This is a genomic window from Nocardiopsis sp. NPDC101807 (genome assembly GCF_044766605.1).
Taxonomy (GTDB): domain Bacteria; phylum Actinomycetota; class Actinomycetes; order Streptosporangiales; family Streptosporangiaceae; genus Nocardiopsis; species Nocardiopsis tropica.
Genome location: NZ_JBIWMK010000004.1, coordinates 152,052 through 178,557, shown reverse-complemented (window position 1 = coordinate 178,557; position 26,506 = coordinate 152,052). Strand labels below are relative to the sequence as shown.

General features: G+C 74.5%; 22 protein-coding genes. 13 read left to right on the top strand and 9 right to left on the bottom strand.

The genetic code is table 11. From position 1 onward, the window contains the following. Positions 1–100: 100 nt before the first annotated feature. Both ACIRPH_RS13735 and ACIRPH_RS13730 read left to right on the top strand, forming a co-directional pair. Entirely contained in the window at positions 101–1,222 is a 1,122-nt protein-coding gene (locus ACIRPH_RS13735) for a galactokinase family protein (RefSeq protein WP_402913688.1), read from the top strand. Positions 1,223–1,358: 136 nt separating this feature from the next. After that, a complete protein-coding gene (locus tag ACIRPH_RS13730; protein ID WP_402913685.1) occupies positions 1,359–2,630 on the top strand; it encodes an LCP family protein in 1,272 nt (423 codons plus the stop codon). 589 nt (positions 2,631–3,219) lie between these two features. Here ACIRPH_RS13730 and ACIRPH_RS13725 read toward each other — a convergent pair. Together ACIRPH_RS13725 and ACIRPH_RS13720 are read right to left on the bottom strand one after the other, a co-directional pair. Further along, positions 3,220–4,437 (bottom strand): NADP-dependent isocitrate dehydrogenase, encoded by a 1,218-nt coding sequence (locus tag ACIRPH_RS13725; protein WP_267948140.1) that lies wholly within the window; start codon positions 4,435–4,437, stop codon positions 3,220–3,222. A gap of 181 nt (positions 4,438–4,618) precedes the next feature. Further along, on the bottom strand, positions 4,619–5,101 hold the full coding sequence (locus ACIRPH_RS13720; protein ID WP_402913683.1) for a DUF3017 domain-containing protein: 483 nt from the start codon (positions 5,099–5,101) through the stop codon (positions 4,619–4,621). 576 nt (positions 5,102–5,677) lie between these two features. Between ACIRPH_RS13720 and ACIRPH_RS13715 the strand changes: the two genes are divergently transcribed. Continuing rightward, positions 5,678–6,283 (top strand): FHA domain-containing protein, encoded by a 606-nt coding sequence (locus ACIRPH_RS13715; protein ID WP_267948138.1) that lies wholly within the window; start codon positions 5,678–5,680, stop codon positions 6,281–6,283. A 108-nt stretch (positions 6,284–6,391) separates the two neighbouring features. Here the strand turns inward: ACIRPH_RS13715 and ACIRPH_RS13710 are convergent, their stop codons facing one another. Then, the gene (locus tag ACIRPH_RS13710; RefSeq protein WP_402913680.1) at positions 6,392–6,805 is read right to left on the bottom strand and encodes a MerR family transcriptional regulator; all 414 of its coding nucleotides are present in this window, start codon (positions 6,803–6,805) and stop codon (positions 6,392–6,394) included. Positions 6,806–6,910: 105 nt separating this feature from the next. Here ACIRPH_RS13710 and ACIRPH_RS13705 point away from each other — a divergent pair, with 105 nt between their 5' ends. Further along, positions 6,911–7,648 (top strand): SDR family oxidoreductase, encoded by a 738-nt coding sequence (locus ACIRPH_RS13705; RefSeq protein WP_402913677.1) that lies wholly within the window; start codon positions 6,911–6,913, stop codon positions 7,646–7,648. A 101-nt stretch (positions 7,649–7,749) separates the two neighbouring features. On the opposite strand, the gene ACIRPH_RS13700 is transcribed toward ACIRPH_RS13705, so the two are convergent. The 3 genes from ACIRPH_RS13700 to purN are packed head-to-tail and all read right to left on the bottom strand — an operon-like array spanning position 7,750 to position 10,852. Beyond that, positions 7,750–8,610 (bottom strand): bifunctional methylenetetrahydrofolate dehydrogenase/methenyltetrahydrofolate cyclohydrolase, encoded by an 861-nt coding sequence (locus ACIRPH_RS13700; RefSeq protein WP_402913674.1) that lies wholly within the window; start codon positions 8,608–8,610, stop codon positions 7,750–7,752. A 29-nt stretch (positions 8,611–8,639) separates the two neighbouring features. After that, positions 8,640–10,208, bottom strand: coding sequence for a bifunctional phosphoribosylaminoimidazolecarboxamide formyltransferase/IMP cyclohydrolase (purH, locus tag ACIRPH_RS13695; protein WP_402913671.1), 1,569 nt, complete (start codon positions 10,206–10,208; stop codon positions 8,640–8,642). Then, a complete protein-coding gene (gene purN / locus ACIRPH_RS13690; RefSeq protein WP_402913669.1) occupies positions 10,205–10,852 on the bottom strand; it encodes a phosphoribosylglycinamide formyltransferase in 648 nt (215 codons plus the stop codon). Before purN ends, purH begins: the two co-directional genes overlap by 4 nt. A gap of 386 nt (positions 10,853–11,238) precedes the next feature. On the opposite strand from purN, the gene ACIRPH_RS13685 reads away from it, so the two are divergent. From ACIRPH_RS13685 to ACIRPH_RS13645, 9 genes are all read left to right on the top strand, one after another. Next, positions 11,239–11,631: a DUF4190 domain-containing protein gene (locus ACIRPH_RS13685; protein WP_402913666.1), complete on the top strand. Its 393-nt coding sequence runs from the start codon at positions 11,239–11,241 to the stop codon at positions 11,629–11,631. Between the two features lie 306 nt (positions 11,632–11,937). After that, positions 11,938–14,037 carry a lipopolysaccharide biosynthesis protein gene (locus ACIRPH_RS13680; RefSeq protein WP_402913663.1) on the top strand — a complete coding sequence of 700 codons (2,100 nt, stop codon included), beginning with the start codon at positions 11,938–11,940 and terminating at the stop codon, positions 14,035–14,037. Next, positions 14,037–15,488, top strand: coding sequence for a ligase (locus ACIRPH_RS13675; protein ID WP_402913661.1), 1,452 nt, complete (start codon positions 14,037–14,039; stop codon positions 15,486–15,488). Before ACIRPH_RS13680 ends, ACIRPH_RS13675 begins: the two co-directional genes overlap by 1 nt. After that, a complete protein-coding gene (locus tag ACIRPH_RS13670; RefSeq protein WP_402913658.1) occupies positions 15,485–16,708 on the top strand; it encodes a phosphotransferase in 1,224 nt (407 codons plus the stop codon). The genes ACIRPH_RS13675 and ACIRPH_RS13670 overlap by 4 nt, the downstream gene beginning before the upstream one ends. A gap of 179 nt (positions 16,709–16,887) precedes the next feature. Then, positions 16,888–17,769 (top strand): sulfotransferase family protein, encoded by an 882-nt coding sequence (locus ACIRPH_RS13665; protein ID WP_402913656.1) that lies wholly within the window; start codon positions 16,888–16,890, stop codon positions 17,767–17,769. Next, the gene (locus tag ACIRPH_RS13660; RefSeq protein WP_402913653.1) at positions 17,739–19,358 is read left to right on the top strand and encodes a lipopolysaccharide biosynthesis protein; all 1,620 of its coding nucleotides are present in this window, start codon (positions 17,739–17,741) and stop codon (positions 19,356–19,358) included. Before ACIRPH_RS13665 ends, ACIRPH_RS13660 begins: the two co-directional genes overlap by 31 nt. A gap of 245 nt (positions 19,359–19,603) precedes the next feature. Then, entirely contained in the window at positions 19,604–20,062 is a 459-nt protein-coding gene (locus ACIRPH_RS13655) for a UDP-N-acetylglucosamine--LPS N-acetylglucosamine transferase (protein WP_402913651.1), read from the top strand. Further along, positions 20,059–21,561 (top strand): glycosyltransferase, encoded by a 1,503-nt coding sequence (locus tag ACIRPH_RS13650; RefSeq protein ID WP_402913648.1) that lies wholly within the window; start codon positions 20,059–20,061, stop codon positions 21,559–21,561. The genes ACIRPH_RS13655 and ACIRPH_RS13650 overlap by 4 nt, the downstream gene beginning before the upstream one ends. Before the next feature lie 54 nt (positions 21,562–21,615). After that, on the top strand, positions 21,616–22,200 hold the full coding sequence (locus tag ACIRPH_RS13645) for a GNAT family N-acetyltransferase (protein WP_402913646.1): 585 nt from the start codon (positions 21,616–21,618) through the stop codon (positions 22,198–22,200). 90 nt (positions 22,201–22,290) lie between these two features. Here ACIRPH_RS13645 and ACIRPH_RS13640 read toward each other — a convergent pair whose 3' ends face one another. From ACIRPH_RS13640 to ACIRPH_RS13630, 3 genes are all read right to left on the bottom strand, one after another. Then, positions 22,291–23,421 carry a glycoside hydrolase family 26 protein gene (locus tag ACIRPH_RS13640; RefSeq protein ID WP_402913643.1) on the bottom strand — a complete coding sequence of 377 codons (1,131 nt, stop codon included), beginning with the start codon at positions 23,419–23,421 and terminating at the stop codon, positions 22,291–22,293. Between the two features lie 202 nt (positions 23,422–23,623). Next, a complete protein-coding gene (locus ACIRPH_RS13635; RefSeq protein WP_402914770.1) occupies positions 23,624–24,532 on the bottom strand; it encodes a sulfotransferase in 909 nt (302 codons plus the stop codon). Positions 24,533–24,771: 239 nt separating this feature from the next. Continuing rightward, complete coding sequence (locus tag ACIRPH_RS13630; protein ID WP_402913640.1) at positions 24,772–25,932, bottom strand: S8 family peptidase; 1,161 nt, start codon at positions 25,930–25,932, stop codon at positions 24,772–24,774. Positions 25,933–26,506: the final 574 nt, after the last annotated feature.

Genomic DNA, 26,506 nt, shown 5'->3' with positions numbered 1-26,506 from the left:
GCGGCGCCGCGCCGGGTCCGTGAAGCCTCCGCGCCGCCCCGGGCACTCCACCGCCTTGGGCAGACTGGGGGCAGCAGGCCGACGGGGAGAGGGGACAGCGGTGGGGGGCGCGGGGGCGCGGTTGCGCGCGGTGCTGGGTGTGCGGTCGGCGGGGCCCCGGGGGGCGTGGCCCGCGGAGGCGGCGGACGCCGACGCCCTGGCGGAGGGCTTCCGCGCGCGGTTCGGCGAGGCGCCCGCGGGCGTCTGGCACGCGCCCGGGCGGCTGGCCGTCATGGGCGAGCACACGGCCGCCTCCGGCGGAGTCGGCCTCTACACCGCGCTGCCCTGGGGGGTGACGGCGGCGGTCGGCCCGGCGCCGGGTCCGGGGGTGCGCGCCGCGACGCTCAGCGGCCCCCTGCGGGCGAGGGAGACCGCCGCCCGGGCCGTGGCCGACGCGGTGGCCGCCGCGCGCCGGGCGGGCGTGCTGGACGCCGCCACGGGCCTACGGGTGCTCCTCGGCGCGGACCTGCCCGAGCACGCCTCCCTGGGGTACGCGGGCGCCGTGGGCGCGGCGGTGTCGCTCGCCCTCGCCGACCTCGGGGGCGGCCCTCCCCCGGAGGGCGCCACCGTCGACCAGCGGGTGGCCCTGGCGGCGCGGCCCGGGTGCGCGGTGCGCGTCAACCTCAAGAGCATGCGCACGACGGTCCTGCCCTTCGACCTCGCCGGCGAGGGGATGCGCCTGGTCGTGGTGGACACCGGGGCCCTGCCCAGGCGCGACCTCCGGGCCGTCCGCTCCGCGGAGCTGGAGCGGGCCCAGCGGACGCTGGGTCCGCTCCGCTCGGTCCAGGACCTGCCCGGGGCGCTGCGCAGCCTGCCCGAGCCCGCCCTGCGCGACCGGGTGGAGTACGCCGTCACGGAGGTGCACCGCCTCAACGCGGCCGTCGGGCTGCTGCGCGCGGGGAGGTTCGGGGAGACGGGGCCGATCCTGTCCGCCTCGCACCTGTCACTGCGCCGTTTCGGGCTCCCGACGCCCCAGGTGGACCTGGCCGCCGAGACCGCGGCCAGGGCCGGGGCCCGCGGCGTACGGATGTCGGGGTGGGCCGGGACCGCCCTCGCCCTGGTGGCCGAGGAGCGGACGGAACGCGTCGCCACCGCTCTGGCCAGGGAATTCACCGCGAGCGGCTGGGTGCCTCCGCGCGTGCGCGCCTCCCTCCCCTCGGCCGGGGCGCACCGGTTGCGGTGAGGGCCGGTTCCGTCCCCTAGGGGTGCCCTGGTCCCGGTTCAGGGACATCCGTGTGAACCCGGCTACCCTTTCTGCGATCAGACAGGGTGGAAGCGGCGACGGAGCGCTCCACAGCGCGGAGCAGATAGGCGATTCGATGGCTGACCGACGTAACCGGGGTGACGCCGGCTCGACCGGCGAGCACGACCGGCAGGGCGTGTTCAGGCGCGGCGGCACCCCGGGCGGCGCGGACGAGTTCGAGAAGCTCTACCGGTCGCGCGAGTCCGAGCAGAGGGCGGTCGGCGGGACCCGGCGGCTCCCCTCCGCCGACGAGGTCCCCCCGCTCCGCCCCGAGCGGCCCAGGCGCCGCACCCACCACGCCGGCCGCGAGTACGACGGCACCGGGACCAAGCGGCGGGCGCGCGAGACGCGGCAGCGGCGGCTCCGGAACACCGTCGTGACCGTCCTCGTGGTCCTGCTCGTGGTCCTCGTGGTGCCCCCCGCCGCGCTCTACTTCTGGGCGGACTCCCGGCTGGCCCGGGTGGAGGCCCTGACCGACTACGAGGGCCGCCCGGACCGCCAGCCCGGCACCACGTTCATGATCGTGGGCTCGGACAGCCGCGAGGGGATGGACGAGGAGCAGATGCGGGAGCTGGCCACCGGCAGCGCCGAGGGCCGCCGCACCGACACGATCATGGTCCTGTACATCCCCGACGACGGCGAGCCGACCATCGTCAGCGTCCCCCGCGACTCCTACGTGCCGATGGCCATCCCCGGCTACGCCGATAACAAGATCAACACCGCCTTCGCCGACACCGTCTGCGGCACGGACGAGGCCGGCGAGGAGGTCTGCGGCGGCCCGGCCCCCCTCGTGGAGTCCTTCGAGCGCGCCTCCGGCGTGCGGATCGACCACTACGCCGAGATCGGCATGGGCGGCTTCGTCGACATCGTGGACGCCGTCGGCGGCGTGGAGCTGTGCCCCGAGGACGCCATGGCCGACCCCAAGGCCGGGCTGGACATCGAGGCGGGCTGCCAGACGATGGACGGCGGCACCGCGCTGGGCTACGTGCGCACCCGCGCCACCCCCCGCGCCGACCTGGACCGGATCGCCCGCCAGCGGGAGTTCTTCTCCGCGCTGGTCGCGGAGGCGAGCGCCCCGTCGACGCTGTTCAACCCGTTCCAGTCGCTCCCGCTGGTGACGGCGGGCACGGACACGTTCATGGTGGACGAGGGCGACCGCCTGCGGCACCTGGGCACCATGCTGCTGGCGATGCGGGGCGGCACCCAGACCACGGCGATCCCGGTGGGCAGCACCCCCACCCTCGACCAGGTGGGCTCGGTGGTGGTCTGGGACGAGGTCCGCTCGGAGGAGATGTTCTCCGCCATGCGCGAGGGCGAGCCGATCCCCGAGAGCGCGTTCGAGGACTGACGGCCGCCCGCCGGGAGCGGGGCCGACGGCGCACCGCTCCCGGCGGGCCGTCCGGGGAAAGGCGAAGGGCCCGCTGCCGAAGCAGCGGGCCCTTCTTCGTGACGTTCCGTACTGTGCGCGCCTACCCCCCAGCGGGCGCACGGCCGGCACGTCGGTTCGTGGTGCCGAGCGGGCTCTCACCCGCTCTGGCCTGCCGGTTCTCACCGGCGTGTCTCCACAATAGGTCAAAGTTCGCGTAAGGGGCGAATCCAGTTCACGTGTCCTACGTCGCACCGCCACGCCACCCCGCTGATCCGGCACCGCCATCCTCCCACCAGGAGGACCCGCGTGTACGCCGAACACGGGAAACACACCGGGAAACTTCCGCCGGTTCCCCTCCGCAAACCCCCGCGAACAACGCTTTCCCGACGGCTCGGACCCGGACACGGGCCCCGGACGCGGCGACGCCCGGGCGCCCCCGCGGTGGGGACGCCCGGGCGTGGCCAAGGTCTCATCCGGAGCCGTCCGCGGACCGCCGGCTCATGGCGGCCCGTGAACGCCTCCGGACCGCGGCCTCCCGGACACGGGTTCCGGAAGCGCGGGCCCCGGACTAGGCCAGGCGCTTGGCCAGGTTCTCGTCCAGGGCGGCGAGGAACTGCTCGGTGGTCAGCCACTCCTGGTCGGAGCCGACCAGCAGCGCGAGGTCCTTGGTCATCTGGCCGCCCTCGACCGTCTTGATGACGACGTCCTCGAGGGTGTTGGCGAACTCCAGGACCTTCGGGGAGTTGTCCAGCTTGCCCCGGTGCTCCAGACCGCGGGTCCACGCGAAGATGGAGGCGATCGGGTTGGTCGAGGTGGGCTTGCCCTGCTGGTGCTGGCGGTAGTGGCGGGTCACCGTGCCGTGGGCGGCCTCGGCCTCGACGGTGCGGCCGTCGGCGGTCCGCAGGACCGAGGTCATCAGGCCGAGCGAGCCGAAGCCCTGCGCGACGGTGTCCGACTGGACGTCGCCGTCGTAGTTCTTGGTGGCCCAGACGTAGCCGCCCTCCCACTTGAGCGCGGAGGCGACCATGTCGTCGATGAGGCGGTGCTCGTAGGTGAGGCCCGCCGCGTCGAACCGCTCCTTGAACTCGGAGTCGAAGATCTCCTGGAACACGTCCTTGAACATGCCGTCGTACGACTTGAGGATCGTGTTCTTGGTGGACATGTAGACCGGGTAGTCGCGGTCCAGGCCGTAGTTCAGGCTGGCGCGCGCGAAGTCCTCGATCGACTTGCGGAAGTTGTACATCCCCATCGCGACGCCGCCGCCCTCGGGGAAGTTGGCGATGTCGAACTCGACCGGCTGGCTGCCGTCGGCCGGGGTGTAGGTCATGGTGACCGTGCCGGGGCCGGGCACCTTGAAGTCGGTGGCCTTGTACTGGTCGCCGTGGGCGTGGCGGCCGATGATGATCGGCTTGGTCCACCCGGGCACCAGGCGCGGCACGTTCTCGCAGATGATGGGCTCGCGGAAGACGACGCCGCCGAGGATGTTGCGGATGGTGCCGTTGGGCGACCGCCACATCTTCTTCAGGCCGAACTCCTCGACCCGGGCCTCGTCCGGGGTGATGGTGGCGCACTTGACGCCGACGCCGTACTCCTTGATGGCGTTGGCGGCGTCGACGGTGATCTGGTCGTCGGTGCGGTCGCGCTCCTCGATGCCCAGGTCGTAGTACTTCAGGTCGACGTCGAGGTAGGGCAGGATCAGCCGGTCCTTGATGAAGGACCAGATGATCCGGGTCATCTCGTCGCCGTCGAGCTCGACTACGGGGTTTTCGACCTTGATCTTGGCCATGGCTGTGTGGCTGTCCCTTCAGTCTTCGCTACCGCCTCGTGCGGCGGGGAAGGCTTCCGGCCCGTGGCCGGAACCGCCCCGCGCGCGCGGCGATCCCCTGATCCCGCCCGGTGTCCGTGCCTGCCGGGGAGGCGGTGGCTTGTCAGTGTCGCGGTATCTCGACGTCAAGCTTATTAGACGCCTAGGAGGAGAGTTGCGGCGCCACCCACGCCAGCACGATCAGCAGGACCGCGAGGCCGACGAGGGTGAGCAGATCGATCCAGCGGCGGCGGACCGCGAGCATGCCGATCCAGTCCTTGGGCAGGAACAGCCGGAACGCCGCCGCCAGCAGCAGCGCGCCCGCGATGATCGCCGGCCCGCGCTTGAAGTAGGCCGCGGCCACGACCACGATCCCGGCCGCCAGGGCCGACATGACGAGCAGGTACGGGATCTGGGAGAGCCAGTACGGCACCGCCGGGACGGCCTGTTCCCCGTCCCCGGCGGCGGGAGGCGCCTCGGCGTCCGCCGCGGGGGCGGGGGCGCCGCCGGGCTCCCGGGGGACCCCGGCCGGCGGCGCGCCCGCCGCGTCGGCCGCGCCCCCCTCGGGGCCCTCCGCGGAGTCCCGCGCCCCCTCGGGTCCGGCTCCCCGGGGGTCGTCGTCCCGGGAACCGCCCGTGTCCGCCACGTCCGTCCGCCCCACGTGTCCTGTCCGGCCCTTCGGCCCCACCCTGTCCACCGCGTCCCGACCCGTTCGCTTCCGAGGTTGCCTGGCCGCCGCGCGGCTCCGTTCACGGTCCTCCCCGGAACTGGCACAGACCGGCCACCCGCCGAGGAGGGGGTGTCCGAAACCGAGCCGCGCCGGGAACGGCACGCGTTCCTGGTGGCTCCGGCGGCACTGTGCCCGAAACACTCCGGTCCGTCCGGAGAAGACTCCGCCCATTGTAGTGATTCGCGTCGCGGTCTCCTCAGGGCTCACTGAAACGGCCCGGCCCTGCGCGCACGCTTCTCCTGTCCGTTTCCCGCGTCCGGTACGGCCACAGCACCGTAATTCCGCGTCTTATCCGTCTAACTCCGGAGTAAGCGCGTAGAACGCGTGGCTGCCGGGTAACCCAGCTGGAGATGAGTGCACCGGTGAGCGAGGACCACCCCCATGAAGCCCACTCGACACGTCGACCGAACCCCCGTCCCTCGGCAGCCACCCCTCCCCCACCGTCGCCCGCACCCCCACCGGCAGCGTCACCCCAGCCCGGGAGGAGTCACCGTGGACGGTCCCTACCTCCGGGTCGAAGAGACCGGGGACATCCGTCAGCTCACCGGCGAGGTCACCACGGTCGGCCGCGGTGAGGGCGCCGACATCCGGTTGAACGATCCGAGCGTCTCGCAGCTGCACGCCGAACTGGTCCGCCGCGGACCCTACGTCTACGTGGTCGACCTGGGGCTGTCGCGCAACGGCACCCGCGTCAACGGCCGCCCCATCGCCCGCCGCGTCCTCGACGAGGGCGACGTGGTGAGCTTCGGCACCGCGCGCTGCCGGATCGGCGGCCTGCCCCGCGAGCAGATCAGCCCCGACCTCGAGCTCCGCAGGGGCGCGGCCCCGGAGCTCACCCGCCGGGAACTGGACGTGCTCACCGCACTGTGCCGGCCCGCCCTCTCCGAGGAGGCCTTCGTCGCCCCGGCCACCGCACGCGACATCGCCGAGGCCCTGGTCGTGACCGAGGCGGCCGTCAAACAGCACCTGCTGCGCCTCTACCAGAAGTTCCGCATCCCCGAGGGCCAGAACCGCAGGACCCGGCTGGCCAACGAGGTCGTGGCCCTGGGCCTGGTCAGACCGATGCCCGTGAGCGGTTCGGCCCGCCGGGCGAGCTGAACCGGACCGCCCGCCGCCCCGGTAGCGGGACGCGGGCGCCGGCGGGCGTGCGTGCGAACGCCGGCGGTCGGTGCGCGGGGCACCGCGCCGCTCCGGCCGGCCGGGGGCTCAGACGTCCTCGCGGTCCGGGCGCGGGCACGGGCGTCCGCTCTCCTCGGCACGGGCGACCTCGGCGATCGCGGCGTCGAGCCTGTCCCTCGTGTCCGCCATCGAGGCGATCCGCCCGTCGAGGCGGTCGCGCTCCCCGCGCAGCAGGCCGACCAGCCCGGGCGTGGCCTCCCCCGTCTCCACGTGGGGCAGCAGGCCGACGACGGTCCGGCTCGGCAGGCCCAGCGCGTACAGCTCCTGGATGTGCCGGACGCGCGCGACCGCCCTGTCGGGGTACCTCCGCTGGCCGCTGGGGCTGCGCCACGCGTCGAGCAGGCCCTGCTCCTCGTAGTAGCGCAGCGCGCGCACGCTCACGCCCGATCTGGACGCGAGCTCGCCGATGCGCATGCCGCCCTCTTCCATGACCTGGGACACACTCCCCGCCTTCGAGCTTGCCTCTGACGTCAACGTCAGGTTTTAGCGTAACCCGGGTCAGGCCGCCACCGCGCGGCCCGGAACCACCTCGGAAGGCACACCACCATGGAGATCACCGGCTCGGTCGCCCTCGTCACCGGCGCCAACCGCGGCATGGGCCGCCACTTCGCCCGGCAACTGCTGGAACGGGGCGCGGCCCGGGTCTACGCGACCGCGCGCAGGCCCGAGCTCGTCGACCTGCCCGGCGCGGAGCCGCTGGGGCTCGACATCACGGACCCGGCGTCCGTCGCCGAGGCCGCCGTCAGGGCCCGGGACGTGACCCTGCTGGTCAACAACGCGGGGGTGGCGACGTACCAGGACCTCCTGACCGGCGACCCCGACCTGGTCCGCCTGGAGATGGAGACCAACTTCCACGGCCCGCTCGCCGTGATCCGCGCGTTCGCCCCGGTCCTCGCGGCCAACGGGGGCGGAGCCGTACTCAACATGCTCTCCGCCCTGTCCTGGACCTCCCACGAGGGCGCCAACGCGTACGCGGCGTCCAAGGCGGCGGCATGGAGCCTCACCAACGGTGTCCGGCTCGAACTCGCGGGCCAGCGCACCCTGGTGACCGGGCTGCACGTGGGCAGCGTCGACACCGACATGATGGCCGGTTGGGACGTCGAGAAGAGCGACCCGGCCGACGTCGTCCGCGCGGCGCTCAACGGGATCGAGGCCGACGCGCTGGAGGTCCTCGCCGACGAGGCGAGCGCGGGCCTCAAGTCCGCGCTGGGCTCCGACCCGGGCGTCCTCTACCCCGGGACGCTCCCCTCGTCGTGGACGCCGTCCCGCCCGCGGAACCCGTAGGGACGCGGGCCCGCGTCCGCGGGAGGGCGGCCCCGGTCCCCCGCGGACGCGGAAGGGGCGGCCCCGGGTCCCCCGCGGCCGCCCCCGTGCGCACTCCCCGGTCAGACCGCGGCGGCGGCCCGGCGCTCGGCGGCCTCCACCACGTTCACCAGCAGCATCGCCCGGGTCATCGGGCCGACACCGCCGGGGTTCGGGGACAGGTACCCGGCGACGTCCGCGACGTCCGGCGCGACGTCGCCGACCAGCCCGGCCTCGGTGCGGGAGACGCCGACGTCCAGGACGGCGGCGCCCGGCTTGACCATGTCGCCGGTGATCAGCCCGGGCACGCCCGCGCCCGCCACGACGATGTCCGCGTTCCTCGTGTGCTCGGCCAGGTCACGGGTGCCGGTGTGGCACAGGGTGACGGTGGCGTTCTCGGAGCGGCGGGTGAGCAGGAGCCCGAGGGGGCGGCCCACCGTGACCCCGCGTCCGACCACGACCACCTCGGCGCCCCGGAGCGGGACCTCGTAGCGGCGGAGGAGCTCCACGATGCCGCGCGGGGTGCACGGCAGCGGGGCCTCCTCCATCAGGACCAGCTTGCCCAGGTTGACGGGCTGGAGGCCGTCGGCGTCCTTGACCGGGTCGATCAGGCCGAGGACCCGGTTCTCGTCCAGGCCCCCGGGCAGGGGGAGCTGCACGATGTAGCCGGTGCAGGCCGGGTCGGCGTTGAGCTCGTGGACGGCCTGCTCCACCTCCTCCTGCGTGGCGGTCCCCGGCAGGTCGCGCCGGATGCTCGCGATGCCCACCTGCGCGCAGTCGCGGTGCTTGCCGCGCACGTACGAGTGGCTGCCCGGGTCGTCGCCGACGAGCACCGTCCCCAGTCCGGGGGTGATGCCCTTGGCCTGCAGCTTCGCCACCCTCTCGGCGAGCTCCTCGCGAATGGACTTCGCGACGGCCTTGCCGTCCAGAACGATCGCGCTCATGCGTTACCCCTCGCTGCTGTGAAGCGGAATCAGTGGAAGAAGTGGCGGGTGCCGGTGAGGTACATGGTCACCCCGGCGGCCTTCGCCGCGGCGACGACCTCCTCGTCGCGGACGGAGCCGCCGGGCTGGACCACCGCCCTGACACCGGCGTCGAGGAGGATCTGGAGACCGTCCGCGAACGGGAAGAACGCGTCGCTCGCGCCCACCGAGCCGCTCGCCCGGTCGCCCGCGCGGGTGACGGCCAGCCCGGCGGAGTCCACCCGGTTGACCTGGCCCATGCCGACGCCGACGGTCGCACCGTCGGAGGCGAGCAGGATGGCGTTGGACTTGACCGAGCGCACCGCCCTCCAGGCGAACACCAGGTCGGCGAGGGTCGCCTCGTCGGCGGCCTCACCGGCGGCCAGCGTCCACGAGGAGGGGTCGTCGCCGGAGGCGTCGATCACGTCCCGGGACTGCACCAGCAGGCCGCCGCTGATCTGGCGGTTCTCGACCCCGGACCGGAACCCGTCCCCGTCGGCGACGAGCAGCCGGATGTTCTTCTTGCGGGTGAGGACCTGGACGGCCTCGGGCTCGAAGGCCGGGGCGACGACGACCTCGGTGAAGATCTCGGCGATCTGCCCGGCGAGCTTCGCGCCGACGGGGCGGTTCGTGGCGATGACGCCGCCGTACGCCGACACGGGGTCGCCGGCGTGGGCCTTGAGGTGGGCCTCGGCGTTGTCGGAGCCGACCGCGATCCCGCAGGGGTTGGCGTGCTTGATGATCGCCACGCACGGCTCGTCGAAGTCGTGGGCGGCGCGCAGCGCGGCGTCGGCGTCCACGTAGTTGTTGTACGACATGGCCTTGCCGTGCAGCTGCTCGGCGCCGGCCAGCCCGGTGGCGGGCTCCCCCTCGACCGTGTAGAGGGCCGCCCGCTGGTGCGGGTTCTCGCCGTACCTGAGCACGTCCCGGCGCTGGTAGCCGATGCCGATGAAGCCCGGCCAGCCGGTCCCGGCGGCCTCCTCGTCGGGGGCGTAGGCGCCGGAGAACCACCCCGCGACCGCCGCGTCGTAGGAGGCGGTGTGCCGGAAGGCGAGCCCGGCCAGGCGCTTGCGCTGCTCCAGGGTGAACCCGCCGTCGCGGACCGCCTCCAGGACGGAGTCGTAGGCGGCCGGGTCGACCACGACCGCGACGCTCGCGTGGTTCTTGGCGGAGGCGCGCACCATGGCGGGGCCGCCGATGTCGATCTTCTCGATGCACTCGGCGTCGGAGGCGCCCGAGGCGACGGTGTCCCGGAAGGGGTAGAGGTTGACCACGACCAGGTCGAAGGGGGCGATGCCCAGTTCCCTGATCCTGGCGACGTGCTCGGGGTTGTTCTGGTCCGCGAGGAGGCCCGCGTGCACGGAGGGGTGGAGGGTCTTGACCCGGCCCTCCATGATCTCGGGGAAACCGGTGACGTCCTCCACGGACGTGACGGGGATGTCGGCGTCGCGCAGCCGCGCGGCCGTGGAGCCGGTGGAGACGATCTCCACCCCGGCCTCGGTCAGGCCGAAGCCCAGCTCCTCCAGCCCGGTCTTGTCGTACACGCTGATCAACGCACGCCTGATGGCCTGCTGGCTCACCGGTTCTCCTTCGTGTCGGTCGCGTCGGCGACGCTCTGCTCGGTGCGGCCGAACCGCACGTGCCTGCCGTCGATGGTCCAGCCCTCGCGGGCGAGCCGGCCGACCGTGTCGACCAGCATCCGCCGCTCCACGGCCTTGATGCGCTCGTGGAGGCTGGACTCGTCGTCGTCGTCCTGGACGGGGACCGCGACCTGGTCGATGATCGGCCCGGAGTCGACGCCCTCGTCGAGGAAGTGGATGGTGGTGCCGGTGACGCGGACACCGTGGGCGAGCGCGTCACGCACCGCGTGCGCGCCGGGGAAGGAGGGGAGGAGCGCCGGGTGGATGTTGACCGCGGGGTGGCTGCCGACGACGGCGGGCCCGAGGATCCTCATGAACCCGGCGGAGACGACCAGGTCGGGCTCGTACCCGCTGATGTGCTCGGCCATGGCGGCGTTCCACAGGGCGCGGTCGCCGTAGTCGCGGAAGTGGGCGACGAAGGTCGGCACCCCGGCCCTCTCGGCGAGCTCGATGCCGCGGGTGCCTCTGCGGTCGGCGCCGACGGCGACGACGGTCGCCCCGTAGCCGGGGTCCTCGGCCGCCTCCAGCAGGGCGGCCATGTTGCTGCCCGTGCCCGATATGAGGACCACAACTCGCGCGGACAAATGCTTCTCCCAGTGTGTAGAGAACGGTGCGGGAGCGGTCTCCCGGCTCCGGGGGCGCCGGGGGACGGCGCAGCATCCGGATGTCGCGTACGCCCCGCACGGAACCCGGGGCCGGGCCCCGCGTCGTGTGGGGGCGCCCCACCCGCACCCCGAGGAGCAGCCTCCAAGGGCGGTCGCGGGTGACGGCCGGGCCCGCTCGGCCCGTCCGCGTTCCCACCCTATCGGGCCGGGTAGCGTCTACCCACGGGGAGTCGGCGTTGGCGCCACTGTGACGGGGGCCGCCACGGCTCCCGGACCAGCCCCGGGACCGCACCGAGACCCGGCACGCTCCGCCCAGGCGTGAGCGGCCCACCACGCCCCGGCGGGGCGTCCGTAAGGAGAGAACCTTGACCGACAACAGCCCGGAACCGCGAACCGAGGGGCAGCCTCCCAGAGTCGAACGAGGCGGCCTGTGGGGTCTGTTCTTCGGGGCGGCCGGCCTGCTGCTCCCTCCCTACGGGGCCGTGCTGTCCGTGTTCGGCGTCGTGCAGGGTTTCCGGGCGCGGAGGACGGCGAGGCGGAACCGCACCCAGGCCCCGGGCGCTCTGCTGAGCGTGCTCGTGGGAGTGCTCGGCATCGTGGTGTCGTTGGCCCTCACCTCGGTCTTCGTGGTGTACCGCGACCAGGTGACGGAGTTCCGCGACTGCTCGGCCCGCGCGCACACGGTGACGAGCCAGAAGGTGTGCGACGAGGCGTGGGAGTCGTCCACGGGCCTGCCGCCCACGGTGGTCGCGGCCTGACGGGCCCTCCCGACCGCCCCTCCCTCCGCGCTCCCGGCGCCGGCCCCGCGCGTCACCCGTGCGCCGGGCCGCCGGACGGCCCCCGCCGCGGCGCGCCCCCTCCCCCGTCGCGGTACGGGGTTCCCCCCGATGACCCTGTGTGAGGGGGCGGCGGCGGCAGTCCGGCCGCCCCCTCGGACACCCGCAGGCCCCTCCCGCAGGCGGGCCGGGCCCCTCCGGCCGCCGCCACGGTGAATCGACTGTTTTCCCCAGTGTCTGCCACCCCCAAAGGGACTACACTTAGTATGCAATCGTTCACTAAAAGTGTTGACCACGCCTGCGCGAGAGGACTCGATGGACAGCGACGTCCCCGGATCGTCCGGACCGGAACTCAGGGAGTACACGGCGCTGCTGCGCCGCCGCTGGCGGCCGGTCTGCGCCGGGGTGGTCGGCGGGCTGCTCCTCGCCACCGCCGGGGTCCTCGCCCTGCCCTCCGTCTACACGTCCGCCACGGCGGTGCAGGTCCGGCCCACCGGGCTGGAGCGGTTCACCGGAGAGCAGTCCGGGCGCCTCGCCGGGGACGTCAACCTCGACACCGAGGCGCAGGTCCTGGTGTCGGACCAGGTGTCGGCCGTCGTCGCGCGGACCCTGGCCGGGACCGGATCCGGGCCGGCGCCGACCACGGCCGAACTGCGCGAGCGCGTCGAGGTCAGCGTGCCCCCCAACAGCAACGTCCTGGAGATCCACTACTCGGCGGGGAGCCCCGAGGCGGCCCGTGCGGGCGCGGAGGCCTATGCCGACGCCTACCTCGCCCTGCGCCGGGACCGGGTCGACGACCTGATCGACAGCCGCCTGGAGGCGCTGCGGGCGGAGCAGGAGAACCGCTACGAGGCGCTCGCCGAGGCCGCCGGGGACGGTGCCGTCTCCCCCCAGGCCACGGCCCGGGCCGACGCGCTGCGCCAGGAGATCACCGACCTCGGCAACGGGATCAGCCCGCTCAGCGCCCTCCGGGAGACGGTCAGCCCCGGCGCCGTGATCACCCCGGCCGGGCTGCCGGAGAGCGCGAGCAGCCCCGTCCCCGCCCTGTGGCTGGTCGGCGGCGCGGCCCTCGGGCTCGTCGCGGGCCTGCTCGCGGCCGTGGCCCGGGACCGCCTCGACCCCCTTCTGCGCGACACCGAGGAGACCGTCCGCGTCGGCCGGCTGCCGGTCCTGCTCGACCTGTCCGCCCGTTCGTCCCGGTCCCCGTCCGACCGCTCCCCCGGCCTGCTGGGCGAGGAGGGCGGGGGCCAGCGGGTCAACGAGTTCGCGCACCTGGTGCGTGCCCGCCTCGCCGTCCCCGCGGCCGGGCCGGACGGGGTCCCCGAGCAGGCGGGGACCGCCGTCGACGGGCCCGGCCGCGTCATCCTCGTCGCCGCGGGCACACCCGGCCGGGCGGGCGCGGCGACGGCCGTCAACCTGGCCGCGGCCCTGGCACGCACCGGTTCGGAGACGCTGCTGGTCTGCGCGGACCCGAGGACGGACACCGTCGGCGAACTGCTCGGCCTGCCGGAGGGGCCCGGCCTGGCCGAGGCCCTGCTGGAGGGGGAGGACCCCGGGGGGCTGGAGGTGCGCCCCGACGCGGTGCCCCGCCTGCGCGTCCTGCGCCACGGGAGCCCGGGACTGACCGCGCCGGTGCAGGGGACGGCCATGACGGAGCTGGTGCGGCTGCTGCGCACGAACGCCGACTACGTGGTCGTGTCCGTCGCGGCGGTGGGCGAGCGCGCCGACGCGCACGCCCTGGCCGGGGCGGCCGACCTGCTCCTGCCGGTGGTCGAGCTGGGCCGGACCCGGCGCGCGGACCTGGTCGGCCTGCTCACCCTCGCGGAGCGGTTCGGGGTGCCCGTCCCGGGCGCGGCCGTGCTGCCGGCCCAGCCGCAGGCCGGGCCCGCTCCCGTCGCCGCGGAGGGGCCCGCGCCCTCGGAGGACGGGCCGGCCCCCGCCTCCTCCGAACCGGAGGAGGCGGACCCCGGGCCCGGGAACCCGGACACCGGGGACACCGGGCCGGAGAGCGAGGTCCCCGCGGGTGCCGAGGACGCCGAACCGGACGTCGTGGTCCCCGCGGACACCGCCGAGACGGCGGCGGCCGTCAGGTTCGCCTACACCGCGGAGGACTGGGAGGCCCCGTACACCACGCAGACCTGGGAGAGCTCCTACACCGCGGAGGACTGGGAGTCCGCGTACACCGCCGAGACGGCGGAGACCGTCCCGGCTTCCCCGGCGGCCGGGGCCCCCGGCGGGTCCGCCGGGAACCCGGGGGAAGCGGGGGACGCAGAGGGCCCGGTGAACGCGGGGGACACGGGGAACACAGGGGACGCGGTGAACGCGGAGGGCACGGGGGACGGCGGTCCCGCGTCCGTCGACACGTCCGTCTCCGGAGCCCGGCGCTGATGGCCAGAGGCTCGTCCGCCCGCGGCCCCCGGCCGTACGCGACCGTTCCCCTGGGCCCCTGGACGGCGCCGGGTCCCGCACGGGCGTCCGTGTCCGGCGTGCTGCCGGGCACGGGCGCCCCCGGCGCCGCCGGGCGACCCGTGGTCTGGCTGCTGGCCGGGTACCCGCTCTGGTGGGCGCTGGGGATGGGGCAGTTCGCGTACTGGCTCTTCGCGGTGCCGATGGCCGCCGAGCTCGTCCGCCGCCACCGGACGGCGGGCCTGCGGGTCCCGCCGGGGTTCTGGCTCTGGGCCCTGTTCCTGGTGTGGTCGCTGCTCGGCCTGCTCCTCGTCCCGCTGGACATGCCCGGCGCGGTCCCGGGCAGCGGAGGCTACGGCGGCGCCCTCCTGAGGCTGGTCAACTACCTCGTGCTGACCGTGCTGCTGCTCTACGTCGGCAACCTGACCGAACGGGAGCTGCCCGCGCGGGCCGTCGTGTCGGCGCTGTCGGTGCTCTGCCTGGCCACGATCGCCGGCGGCTACCTGGGAATGGCGGCGCCCCGGTTCGAGTTCACCGCGCCGCTGGAGTACCTGCTGCCGCCGGGACTGGCCTCCGACGCGTACATGCAGACCCTCGTCCACCCAGCGTCCGCGCAGGTCATGGACATCTTCGGCTACGACTCGGCCCGTCCCAAGGCCCCATGGGAGTACACCAACATCTGGGGGTACATGCTCTCCCTGCTGCTGGTGTGGCTGGTGGTGGGCTGGGTGGTCCAGGGGGCCGGCTGGATCCGCTGGGGCGCGTCGGCCGCCGCCGCCCTGGCGGTGGTCCCCGCCGTGTACTCGCTCAACCGGGCGCTGTGGGTGGGCCTGGCGCTCTCCCTCGCCTACGGTGCCGCGGTCGCGCTGCGCCGGGGCCGGGCGGTGCTCGTGGGGGCCTGCGCGGCCGCCGCCGTCGCCGCCCTGCTGGTCCTGGCGGCGTCGCCGCTCGCGGACGTGGTGAGGGCGCGTGCCGACGCCCCGCACAGCGACGACGGCCGGGCCGCCACCAACGCCGCGGCCGTGGAGGCGGCCGACCTGTCGCCCGTCATGGGGTGGGGCACCACGAGGGAGTCGCAGGGCAGCTCCGACTCGATCGCGGTCGGCCCCACGTCGGAGTGCCCCGGCTGCGGCCAGCACGTCATCGGCAACGCCGGGCAGCTCTGGATGACCCTCATCACGACCGGCTGGGTGGGCGCCGCCCTCTTCACCGGGTTCTTCGCGCGGGTCGCGTGGCGCTACAGGGCGACGGCCTCGCCGGTGGGACAGGGCGCACTGCTGACCGTGCTGCTGCTGTTCTGGTACATGTTCTTCTACGTCGCGCTGATGTCCCCGCTGGCGGTCACCATGGTCGCCGTCGCCCTGCTGTGGCGGGACGGCGGGACCGGACCCCGGCGGCGCGGGGCCGCGCGCACACGCGGAGGTCTGCGTTGAACAGCGAGACGACCTATCTGACCGACCTCGCCGCGGTGCTGTGGCCGTGCGGGGGGCTGCTCGGGCCCGGGGACAGGGGCATGCGGCGCCGGGTCCGCCGCGACCGCGGCAACCAGTACCTGCCGGTGCCCAGCGCCCACAACCCCCGGGTCATCCTGCCCGCGTACAACCGCTCGGCCGCCACCCGCGGCATCACGTCCTTCGCCCAGGGGCACTCGCTGGTGGAGAGGGCGCGCACGCTGCTGCTGACGGGGGCGTTCGCCACCGGGATGGCACCGCTCCTCCTCCGCGACCGCCTGTACGTGGGCGCGGGTCCCGGGATCGAGCACGCGCTCACCGCCGCCCTCGACCGCGACCTGTCCATCGCGATCCACGTCGGTCCGCCCAGGGCCAACCGCAAACCCGTCCTGCTCCTGCTCACGCCGGGCGGCCGGACCATCGGCTACGCGAAGGTCGCCGTCAACGACCTGACCTCGCGCCTGGTGCGCGCCGAGACGCGCGCCCTGCGGCACCTCGCCGGGTCCCCCCTGCGGGACGTGACCGTGCCGCGCCTGCTGTACGAGGGCGAGTGGAACGGCCACCCGCTGCTGGTGCAGGAGGCCCTGCCGGTCGGGGAGCAGACGGACCGGCCCACCCGCCGCCAGCTGCTGCGCTGCGTCACGCAGATCACCGCGGTGGCGGACGTGCGGGAGCTGAGGCTCTCCGCCAGCCCCTACCGGCACTCGCTGGAGGAGCGGATCGTGGCGCTCGGCGCCCGACCCGAGGCCGCGCCCCTGCGCGCCGCCCTGCGGCGGCTGCCGGACGTCCACGTGCCGTTCGGGGCCTGGCACGGCGACCTCACCCGGTGGAACATCGCCAGCACGGCGCGGCGCGCGTTCGTGTGGGACTGGGAGCGGCTCTGCCTGGACGCCCCGGCGGGCTTCGACGCCCTGCACTACGACCTCAACGAGTGCGTGCAGGCCGGGGTCCACCCCGGCGTGCACCGGTGGCTGGACAGCGGCTCCCGGCTGCTGCGCGACCCGCTCATGTCCGGGACCGGGCTGCAACCGCACACCGTGTCCACCGTCATGGCGCTGTACCTGATCGACCTGGCCACGCGCTACCTGCACGACCGGCAGGCCGAGAGCGGCGGCCGCCTCGCGGCCGTGGACGACTGGCTGCTCCCCGCGCTGGAGGGGCTCCAGGAGAGAGCGGCCCACGAGGCCGCCCGTCCCGCCTGACCCGGGACCGGCGTTCCCGTGGCGGCGCGGTGAGGGGACCGCGCCGCCGACACGCCACCGACACAGGGCCTCGACGGCCGCCGGCGCCCGCACCGGCGCACGCCCGCGGCCCCTGCCGCCGGAACCGCCCGCCGGGCTCCGGCGGACACCACGTCCGCAGACCAGAGAGGGACCACCCGATGCCGCGGAACACCTCCCCCGCACTGCTCCACCGCCTGGCGGCTCCAGCCCGGCGGGCCCTCCTGCCCCTGGCCGACGGCCTGGGCGGGATGACCAGCTCCGCCCGCGCCGTTCCCGACTTCCTGATCTGCGGCGCACAGCGCGCGGGCACCACGTCGCTGTTCAAGGCCCTGGGCCGGCACCCGGCCGTGACCGGGCCGACCCTGCGCAAGGGCGTCCACTACTTCGACACCGGGTACGGCCGCGGGCCGGACTGGTACCGGTCCCACTTCCCCCTGCGCGCGACCCTGCGGGCGCGCCGGGGGCGGCCCGGGGTGAGGGTGTGCGAGTCCAGCCCGTACTACCTGTTCCACCCCCTGGCCGCCGAGCGCATCGCCCGCACCCTGCCCGACGTGCGGGTGGTCGTGATCCTGCGCGACCCGGTGGAGCGGGCGTACTCGGCGCACGCGCACGAGTCGGCGCGCGGGTTCGAGACCGAGCCCTTCGCCCTCGCCGTCGAGCTGGAGTCCAAGCGGCTCTCCGGCGAGGAGGAGCGCCTCGCCGGGGATCCGGGGTACCACTCGCACGCCCACCAGCACCACGGGTACGTGGCGCGCGGGCACTACGCGGACCAGCTGCTCAGGATGGAGCGGCACCTGGGGCGCGACCGGATCCACGTGGTGGACCACGCCGACCTCTTCGACGGGACGGCGCGCGCGCTGGCCGGGATCGAGCGGTTCCTGGGGCTGCCCCCCGGCCCGGGGGAGGCCCCGGGCCGGCACAACGCGCGCGAGCGCGCGGGGATGCCGGAGGGACTGCGGGCGGAGCTGACGGAGCGGTTCGCCGAGAGCGACGCCCGCCTGGCGGCCTGGTGGGGACGCACGCCCTCGTGGCGCGCGTGACCGACACCGCGGACCGGCGGGACGGGGCGGCCGGGCCGGGCGCGGGCCTGCGCCCCGTCCTGCGCGGCGGGGTCGTCAACATGGCGGGGGCCGTGGTCGGGGCCGGGCTGAACCTCCTCCTGATCGTGGCCATCACCAGGGCGTTCTCGCAGGAGACGGCGGGCCTGCTGTTCTCGGCGACGTCGGTGTTCCTGATCGCGGCGGTCGTGGCGAACCTGGGCGCGCCGGACGGGCTCGTCTACTTCATCGCCAGGATGCGCGTGTTCGGCCGGCCCGGTGGCGTGCCCCGCCTGCTGCGGCTGGCCATGGGGCCCGCCGTCGGCGCCGCGTGCGTCCTGGCGGGAGCGCTGCTGGTGTTCGCCGAGCCGATGGCCGGCGCCCTGGGGAGCGGGGAGGCCGCGGCCTACCTCCGCCTGCTGGCGGTGTTCCTGCCGTTCGCGGTGCTCACCGACTCCGCGCTGGCGGCGACGCGCGCGCACCACGACATGGCCGGCACCGTGCTGGTGGACCGTGTGGGGCGCCCGCTGGCACAGCTGGGGCTGGTGGCAGGGATCGCGGTCACGGGATCGGCCGGGCTGCTGGCCCTGGCCTGGGCGGGGCCGTACCTGCCCGCCGCGGCGCTGGCGTGGTTCTGGCTCGGGCGGATCCTGCGGCGAGCGCGGGCCGGGGCGGGCCCGGGGCACGGTCCGGGGACGGACGCGGACCAGGAGACCCCGGCTTCCGGGAGCTCCGGGTCGGCAGGGGATGCCGGGGCCCCTGACGCCGCCGGGGCAGGGCCGGTCGCCGCCCGGGAGTTCTGGGCGTTCGCGCTCCCCCGCGCGCTGGGCGGGCTCGCCCAGATGGGGGTGCAGCGCGGCGGCGTGGTGCTGGTCGCCCTCCTGAGCGGCCTGGCCGGCGCGGCGGTGTTCACGGCCGCCACCCGGGTCATGGTGGTCGGCCAGTTCGGCACGCAGGCGGTGCTGTTCGCCGCCCAGCCGAGGTTCGCCGAGCAGGTGGCGACGGGGGACCACGAGGGGATCAGGTCCCTGTACCGGGCGGGGACCTCGTGGCTGCTGTGCGTGACAGGGCCGCTGTACCTGTCGGTGCTGGTGTTCGCCCCGGAGGTGATGCGGCTCTTCGGGCCGGGCTACGCGGAAGGGGCGGCGGCGCTGGTCGTGGTGTGCGCGGGGCAGCTGCTGGGCTCCGTGCTGGGCATGGGCGACCTGATCCTGACGATGACGGGACGCACCGGGCTGAACCTCCTGAACAACGTGCTGTCGCTGGCCGCGAACGTGGCGGTGTGCGCGGCACTCGTGCCGTGGGCGGGGGCCACGGGGGCGGCCGTGGCCCTGGTCGCGGCGGTCCTGGTCCGCAAGGCGCTCCCGCTGTGGCAGCTGCGGTCCCAGGTGGTGCTGCACCCGTTCAGCCGGCCGGTGGCGGCCGCGGCGCTCAGCGCCGCCGTGTGGTTCGGCGCCCTGCCCCTGCTGGCGGGAGCGGTGGCCGGCGGCGGAGCCGCGGCGGCGGCAGCGGCCCTGGTCGCGGGCGCCCTGGGACACGCGGCGACGGTGTGGTCGCTGAGGGGGCTTCTCGGCCTGCGCCCGCGCGGGTGAACCGCGCCGCCGACCCCGGTCGCGGGCGGTGCGGGCGTCCCCCACCGGGACGTCCGCCCGCGCCGGCCACGGGCCGCGGGCGACGCGGACGCGGCGCCCGCACCCCGCACCGGACCTGCCCCTTCCCGGATCCCGCGCAGGAGGGGCGCCCCCGTGCCCGGGCGTCGCCGGACGCCGCCGCGACCCGCGCGGCACGGGGCGCCGACCACCCGTATGACTACTCTCAGTTATGGAATGATGACAACATGTCTGCATCCCCGGTTCTCCTGGTGGCCTCCAACGGCGGTCACCTCGCCCAGCTGTGCTCGCTGCGCCCCTGGTGGCAGGGGCGCGAGCGCACGTGGGTGACCTTCCGGACCCCTGACGCCGAAGCCGCCCTCGACGGCGAGCGGGTGCACTGGGCCTTCCACCCCACCACGCGCGACGTCGGCAACCTGCTGCGCAACACGCGGCTGGCCCTCAGGGTCCTGCGCGAGCGGCGCCCCTCCGCCGTCGTCACGACCGGCGCCGGGGTGGCCCTGCCGTTCTTCGCCCTGGCCTGGCTGCTGCGGATCCCGACCGTCTACATCGAGGTCTACGACCGCATCGACACGCCGACCCTCACCGCGCGCCTGTGCCGGCCCTTCACACGCCTGTTCCTCACCCAGTGGGAGGAGCAGCGGACCTTCATGCCGACCGCCATCACGGTAGGACCGCTCCTGTGACAGAACAGACCACCCGCCCGACCCAGAGGCCCGAGGCCGGCGACCACCCCGACGTGGTCGTCAGCATCGGCACCGACCACCACGCCTTCGACCGCCTGGTCCGGTGGGCCGACGACTACGCCCGCCGCCACCGGGACCTGAGCATCCTGGTCCAGCACGGTCACAGCGCCGCGCCGGAGGTCGCCGCGGGCACGCCGTTCCTCCCCGGCGACGAGCTCGGCGCCCGCATGCGCGAGGCTCAGGTGGTCATCACCCACGGCGGTCCGGGGACCATCGTCCAGGCGCGCCGGGCCGGGCACCTGCCCGTCGTCGTCGCCCGCGACCCCGAGCTGGACGAGCACGTGGACGACCACCAGCTCCTCTTCGTCCGCCGCCTGGAGCAGGCGGGCCGCGTCCGCGCCTGCTCCAGCCCCCAGCAGCTGTCCGCGCTCATCGACGAGGCCCTCGCCTCACCGGAGGCGTTCCGCGTGCGTCCCTCCGACGACGGGGGCCCGGAGCGGGCGGCGCTGCGCGCGGGGGAGCTGATCGACCTGCTGACGGACGCCTGCACCGGCCCCGGCGCCCCCGCGCCCGCCGTGCCGCCCGCCGGCGCCTGGCCCGAGGTGACCGTGGTGGTGCCCACCCGGGACCGCCCCGAGCTGCTGCGCCGCACCCTGCGCGCGGTCGAGGAGCAGGAGTACCCGGGCCGCATCACCACGATCGTGGTCTTCGACAACGACCAGCCCGACCCCGCCCTGGCCCGCGCGGGCGGCGAGCGCCCCGTGCGCGTGGTCACCAACACCCTCACCCCGGGCCTGGCCGGGGCCCGCAACACCGGCGTGCTCGCGGCCGACACCGAGCTGGTCGCCTTCTGCGACGACGACGACACCTGGATGCCGGGCAAGCTCCGGGCCCAGGTGGAGGTCATGCGCGCCGAACCCGGGACCGAGATGGTGTGCTGCGGCATCAGGGTCGTCTACGACCGGGTCGAGGCGGAGCGGAGCCTGGACCGCACCAGCGTCACCTTCGGCGACCTGCTCGCGTCGCGGCTGACGGAGCTGCACCCGTCCACGTTCCTGATCCGCCGCGGCGCCATGCTCGACGGGTGCGGGACGGTCAGCGAGGAGATCCCGGGCAGCTACGGCGAGGACTACGAGCTGCTGCTGCGGCTGGCCAGGCGCGCGCCCATCCGCAACATCCCCGAGCCCGGCGTCCGGGTCCTGTGGCACCGCCGCTCCCACTTCGCCGGCCGCTGGCAGACCATCTCCAAGGCGCTGCGCTGGCTGCTGGAGCGCTACCCCGAGTTCCGGCTGGTGCCGCGCGGCTACGCCCGCGTCGCCGGGCAGATCGCGTTCGCGGAGGCGTCGGCGGGCCGGCGCGGGGCCGCGCTCGGATGGATCGGCGCCACCCTCCGGCACCGGGCCGCCGAGGGGCGCGCCTACCTGGCGCTGCTGGTGGTGTGCGGCGTGCCGCCCGGGTGGATCACGCGCGCGCTCCACCTCCGCGGGAAGGGTGTGTAGCCTCGTATGCCGTGTCCCGGGCCCGTCCGGGACACGGTCGGGACGGGGGAGCACATGGTCAGGGAAGCTGTGGTCGGGGACGTGGAGCGGGCGGCGGACACGCTCACCGCGGCCTTCGCGGACTACCCCTTCACACGCCACACCATCTCCGCCGACGGCCACGCGGCCCGGCTGAGGGAGTTCCAGCGGCTCTTCCTCGCCGAGATCGGCCTCCCGCACGGCCGGGTCTGGGTCCGCGACGGCCTGGACGCCGTCGCGGTCTGGACGACCCCGGACTCCGGCGGCGCCGAGGCCGTCATGGAGCGCCTGCTGCCCGCGTTCGTGGAGCTCGCGGGCGACCGGGCCGCGGCCTACGCCTCGGCCGAGGAGGCGATGGGCCGCCACCGCCCCGCGGAACCCGTGTGGTTCCTGGGCACGGTCGGCGTCCACCCGGACTCGCAGGGGCGGGGTCTGGGTCGCTCGGTCGTCGCCGCCGGGCTGCGCGAGGCCGACGCGGCCGGGGTCCCCGCCTTCCTGGAGACCTCCGCGTACCGCAACGTCGGCCTCTACGAGTCCCTGGGGTTCGCCGTGACCGCGGAGTACGACCTGCCGGACGGCGGTCCGAGGACCTGGTCCATGGCGCGACCCGTCGGGGGCTGAAGCGCCTCCCCGCGTCGGGCCGCCCGCGCCCGCACCGCCTCCCGCGCCGCGTGTCCCGGGCGCCCCGCGGGGCGCCCGGGGCCTCCGGCCTCAGTCGCGCCGGGCGGCGTCCTCCGCGAGGCGCCGCACCCGCTCGGGCAGGCGCACGTACGGGTCCTGTCCGGCCAGCTGGAACCCCCGCCGGGCGTACTCGTTGGCCCCGATGCGGAAGTCGCACCCCGGGGTCAGCTCCTCGTCCCACATCTTGACCGCGCGCACCCGCTCGTAGCGGCGCAGGACGTCGGGGATCTCGGAGTACCACTCCAGGGTCTCGCGCGGCCCGATGTCGGTGGTGCCCATCTCGCCGATCATCACCGGCTTGTCCGGGTCGATGCCGTGCGCGGGCCCCTCGCTCTGGATCCAGTCGTAGGCGGGGCGCAGGGCCTCCTCGAACGAGTGGGGCTCTGTCCAGTTCGGCTGGGCGTCGCAGGTGGACATGTTGTACGCCTCCCAGCTGAGCCAGTCGACGTAGTCGTTGCCGGGCCAGAGCCCGGGGAGGCGGTCGAGGTTGGCCTCCCACCCGGTCACGTTCCACACCCAGATGGCGTTGTCCGCGCCCTCGGCCCGGTAGAGGTCCACGATGTGCCTCCAGGAGGCCACGAACTCCTCGGGCGTGCCGCGCTTGTTGTAGCGCCTGTTGGCGTCGGCCTCGTGGTCGAAGGTGACGAAGTAGGGCACGTCCAGGGCGGCGATGCCGCGCGCCTGGGACCGCAGCTGCTCGTCGAACTCGCCGTCGACGATCGACGCGTAGGAGACGGCCGGGTGCCCCGGGCGGGTGAAGCGGCGGGCCTCGATGTTGGTGTGCACGAACTTGCCCTCGGCGGCCATGCTCCGCTCCCGCCGCCCGGGGACGTCCGCCTGGTCGATGCCGCGCCAGGTGTACACGATGTCCATGTCGCGGTCGGCGGCCTGCTCCAGCTGCTCCACCTGGTTCTCGTGGGGGCTGGCCCCCCACCAGACCCCGCAGGAGGGCTCCAGGATCTCCGACACCGTGCAGCGGTACTCCGTCGCCGCGGGCAGTCCGAGGAACGTCGCCGTGTCCTTGGACGGCGTGTCGGGCGGGACGGACCGGCGGTCGGGGCCCGCGGCCTCCCCGGGCGGCGCGCTCGCGGCGCCGATGAGTGTCATGGCGAGGGCGAGTGCCCCCGCGGCCGCCATCGCCCGTACCGGTCCCCTGTCCACTTCGAGCCCCCCAGCCAGAAAATCACAACTCAGAGTATTCTCTTGACTACTATACGTTACAATTTCGGCACGCAACACCCTCACCGGGTCCAACGCGACACGTCCTCGGAAAACGGACCCCGCCGCGGGGCGGGGCACGGGACGCGGACGGAGGAGGCCGCGGACGCGCCGGGAGCCGGAAACCCGTTCCGCCATGCGGGCCTCAGTATCCGTAGCGCCCGCGGGACGGGGCCGTCACCGCGGTCACCAGGTGGCGCCGCCAGGGCGCCAGGGACTCCCGCCACCCGTGGTCGGCGCGCACGCCGATCCGGCCCGCGGTGAACCGCATGGGGTTCCCCGACACCGCGTGGCCCCCCGAGAGCCGGCCGCCGCTCCCCTCGGCCGCCAGCGGACCGCCAGCGCCCCCGGTCTCGCCCGCGTAGCCCGAGAACGCGGCGATGCGGGCGAACTCCGCGCCCGGTTCGGCGACGAAGTCCTCGTAGCGGATCCTCAGGGTGGGGGTGCCGAGCCGGGCGAGGGCGTCGAACGCGGCGTTCTGGGCCATCCACTGGACCGCCGCGCGTCCGGCGGAGTACCTCGCCATCTCCGGTTCGCTGCTGGCCTCGGTCGCGTCCGGGCGGACCGTCCTCTTGCCCCAGGAATGGGCGACGGCGCGGGGGTCGCGCACCACGTGCAGCAGCCGCATCCGGGAGCCGTAGCGCAGGCGCAGGCACGCGGCCAGGGAGGCGTGCTTGCTGGCGTCCACGATCACGCGTGCGCCGCTGACCCGGGACACGGCCGCGTAGAGGCGGTGGTAGAGCTCCGTGTAGCGCTCGCAGCGGGCGGCGAGGCGGCCGCCGCGCGCACCGTCCAGCAGGGCCGGCAGGAACCGGGTCCGGTCGACCCCGTCCTTGAGCCGCAGCACCTGTCCGGCGTCCAGGCGGCCCCAACCGCCGAACGCCTCCTCGCCCACCTCGGCCCAGAACCCGCACTCGGAGAACGGCCGGCCGCAGCCGCACCTCTCGTTCTCCACCAGCCCCCGACGCCACAGGTGCACGATCTCGCCCACCGAGCAGAACCCGGGCAGCTCTCCGAGCAGCAGCTCGATGAGGGTCGACCCGGACCGGCCCATGCCGCCGACGAACACCAACCGATAACCGTCATCCACACCCCCAGACTATTACTCCCGGTCAGGATGCGGTCTCGCAACGCGACAACCCGCCGGGGGGCGGGCCCCGGCGGGAAGGCGTTTCCCGGAGACGGCGAACGGCCCCGGTCGGGGAGGTCACGCCCCGACCGGGGCCGTTCGTGTTCTCACTCAGGCGTCATGGAGTGAGCTGTGGACGCGCGGGGTCTCCACAGCCGCTCCGGCTACAGGCCGGTGACGTTGAGCAGCAGGTTGACGGTGCCGGAGGGCACGCCGCTCAGCTTGTCGGCACTGGCGTTGGCGACGAGCCAGTCCTGGATGGTCGCCTGGTCGTCGTCGCCGACGCTGCTCTTGTAGAGCGCGGCGGCGCCGGCCACGTGCGGGCTGGCCATCGAGGTGCCGTTGTAGGAGTCGGTGCCGCCACCGGGGACGGTCGACTCGACGTCCACGCCCGGGGCGTAGATGTCCACGTCCTCACCGAAGTTGGTGAAGTAGGCCGAGGTGTCGGTCGCGTCGGACGCCGCCACCGTGGCCACGCCGTCGGCGCCGCCCGGGGAGACGTTGCCGGCGTCCTGGCCCTCGTTGCCCGCCGCCACGGCGACGAACACACCGGCTGCGGCGAGGTTGTTGACGGCCTCGTCCAGGGTCGGGGAGACCGGGCCGCCCAGGGACAGGTTCGCGACCGAGTTCGGGCCGGCGTTCTCGGCGACCCAGTCGACGCCCGCGACGACGTCGTCGTAGGAGCCCGAGCCGTTGTCGTCGAGGACCTTGACGCCGAACAGGTCGGCGCCGGGGGCGACGCCGTAGGTGTCGGAGCCGATGGTGCCCGCGACGTGGGTGCCGTGGCCGTTGCCGTCGCCGCCGTCGCCGCCGTACGCGTCGAACGCGGACGAGGCGCGGCCGCCGAAGTCCGGGTGCGAGGCGTCGATGCCGGTGTCGATGATGTAGGCGGAGACCCCGGAGCCGTCACCGGTGGTGCTGTACGAGCCGTCCAGGGGGAGGTCCTCCTGGTCGATGCGGTCCTGGCCCCAGGTGACGGTGGTGCGCGCGACGCCGACCTCCTCGACGTAGGCGACACCGTCCTGCGCCCGCAGCTCCTGGACCTCGGCGGCGCTCAGGCTGGCGGAGTACCCGTTGAGGACCTCCTCGTAGGTGTGGTTCACCTGGTCGGAGGAGATGCCGAGGGACGACGCGCTGACGGAGGAGGCGCTGAGCGAGTCCTCCAGGACGACGAAGTAGTCACCGCCGGCAGCGGCGTCGCTGGTGTAGAGGGGCGCGAGCTCGTCGGCGCTCGCGGCGGCGGCGCCGGAGAGAGCGAGGGGGAGGGAGAGGGCACCGGCGGCGGCGACGCTGATCGCCACGCGCCGAGTGGTGTGCTTCTGCACTCTTATTCTCCTTGTTGGGGGTTTGGGAGTGGGAGGTGCACAGTGAGGCATAACCGAGTGTGTTCACTCGATTGCACCCTTCCTGCGATTCGATACCTTAGTAACCTTCTCTCCTTTATGCCAGGGTTAGAGCGAAGTTTTTTTACGTCCAACGAACACGCCGGCCCCGCCGCACGGGGCGATCGACACCGCACGGACCTGCCCACATGGCTCAGCGCATCCGAGTGGACACAGCCCTGTAGTGGGGAAACGCCTTTCACTCCGCCGCTCGCGACACCCGGTACCACCGGCACTGAAACAGGGTTTTACGATCGGAAACCATTTCGTAAGAATCCGAATGACTCCGCCTTCGTCTCGGAAAACTCCGGCGCGGCGCACTTACGCCGCCCCCGGGGAGGAGGCGCCCGACCCTCCCCCTCCACCGGTCCGGACCGGTCCTGACCACACCCGTCGGAGGGGCCCCGGGAACGCGGGCGGGGGGGGGCCCCCCCGGGGGCCCCCCCCCCCCCGGGCCCCCGGGGGGCCCCCCCCCCCCCCGCGCCGGCGGGGGGGGGGGGGGCGGCGGAGGGGGGTG

Coding starts and splice junctions, on each gene's coding strand:
- ACIRPH_RS13730 (WP_402913685.1), top strand. CDS start 1,359: ATGGCTGACCGACGTAACCGGGGTGACGCCGGCTCGACCGGCGAGCAC.
- ACIRPH_RS13725 (WP_267948140.1), bottom strand. CDS start 4,437: ATGGCCAAGATCAAGGTCGAAAACCCCGTAGTCGAGCTCGACGGCGAC.
- ACIRPH_RS13705 (WP_402913677.1), top strand. CDS start 6,911: ATGGAGATCACCGGCTCGGTCGCCCTCGTCACCGGCGCCAACCGCGGC.
- ACIRPH_RS13700 (WP_402913674.1), bottom strand. CDS start 8,610: ATGAGCGCGATCGTTCTGGACGGCAAGGCCGTCGCGAAGTCCATTCGC.
- ACIRPH_RS13675 (WP_402913661.1), top strand. CDS start 14,037: ATGGCCAGAGGCTCGTCCGCCCGCGGCCCCCGGCCGTACGCGACCGTT.
- ACIRPH_RS13665 (WP_402913656.1), top strand. CDS start 16,888: ATGCCGCGGAACACCTCCCCCGCACTGCTCCACCGCCTGGCGGCTCCA.
- ACIRPH_RS13655 (WP_402913651.1), top strand. CDS start 19,604: ATGTCTGCATCCCCGGTTCTCCTGGTGGCCTCCAACGGCGGTCACCTC.
- ACIRPH_RS13645 (WP_402913646.1), top strand. CDS start 21,616: ATGGTCAGGGAAGCTGTGGTCGGGGACGTGGAGCGGGCGGCGGACACG.
- ACIRPH_RS13635 (WP_402914770.1), bottom strand. CDS start 24,532: ATGGGCCGGTCCGGGTCGACCCTCATCGAGCTGCTGCTCGGAGAGCTG.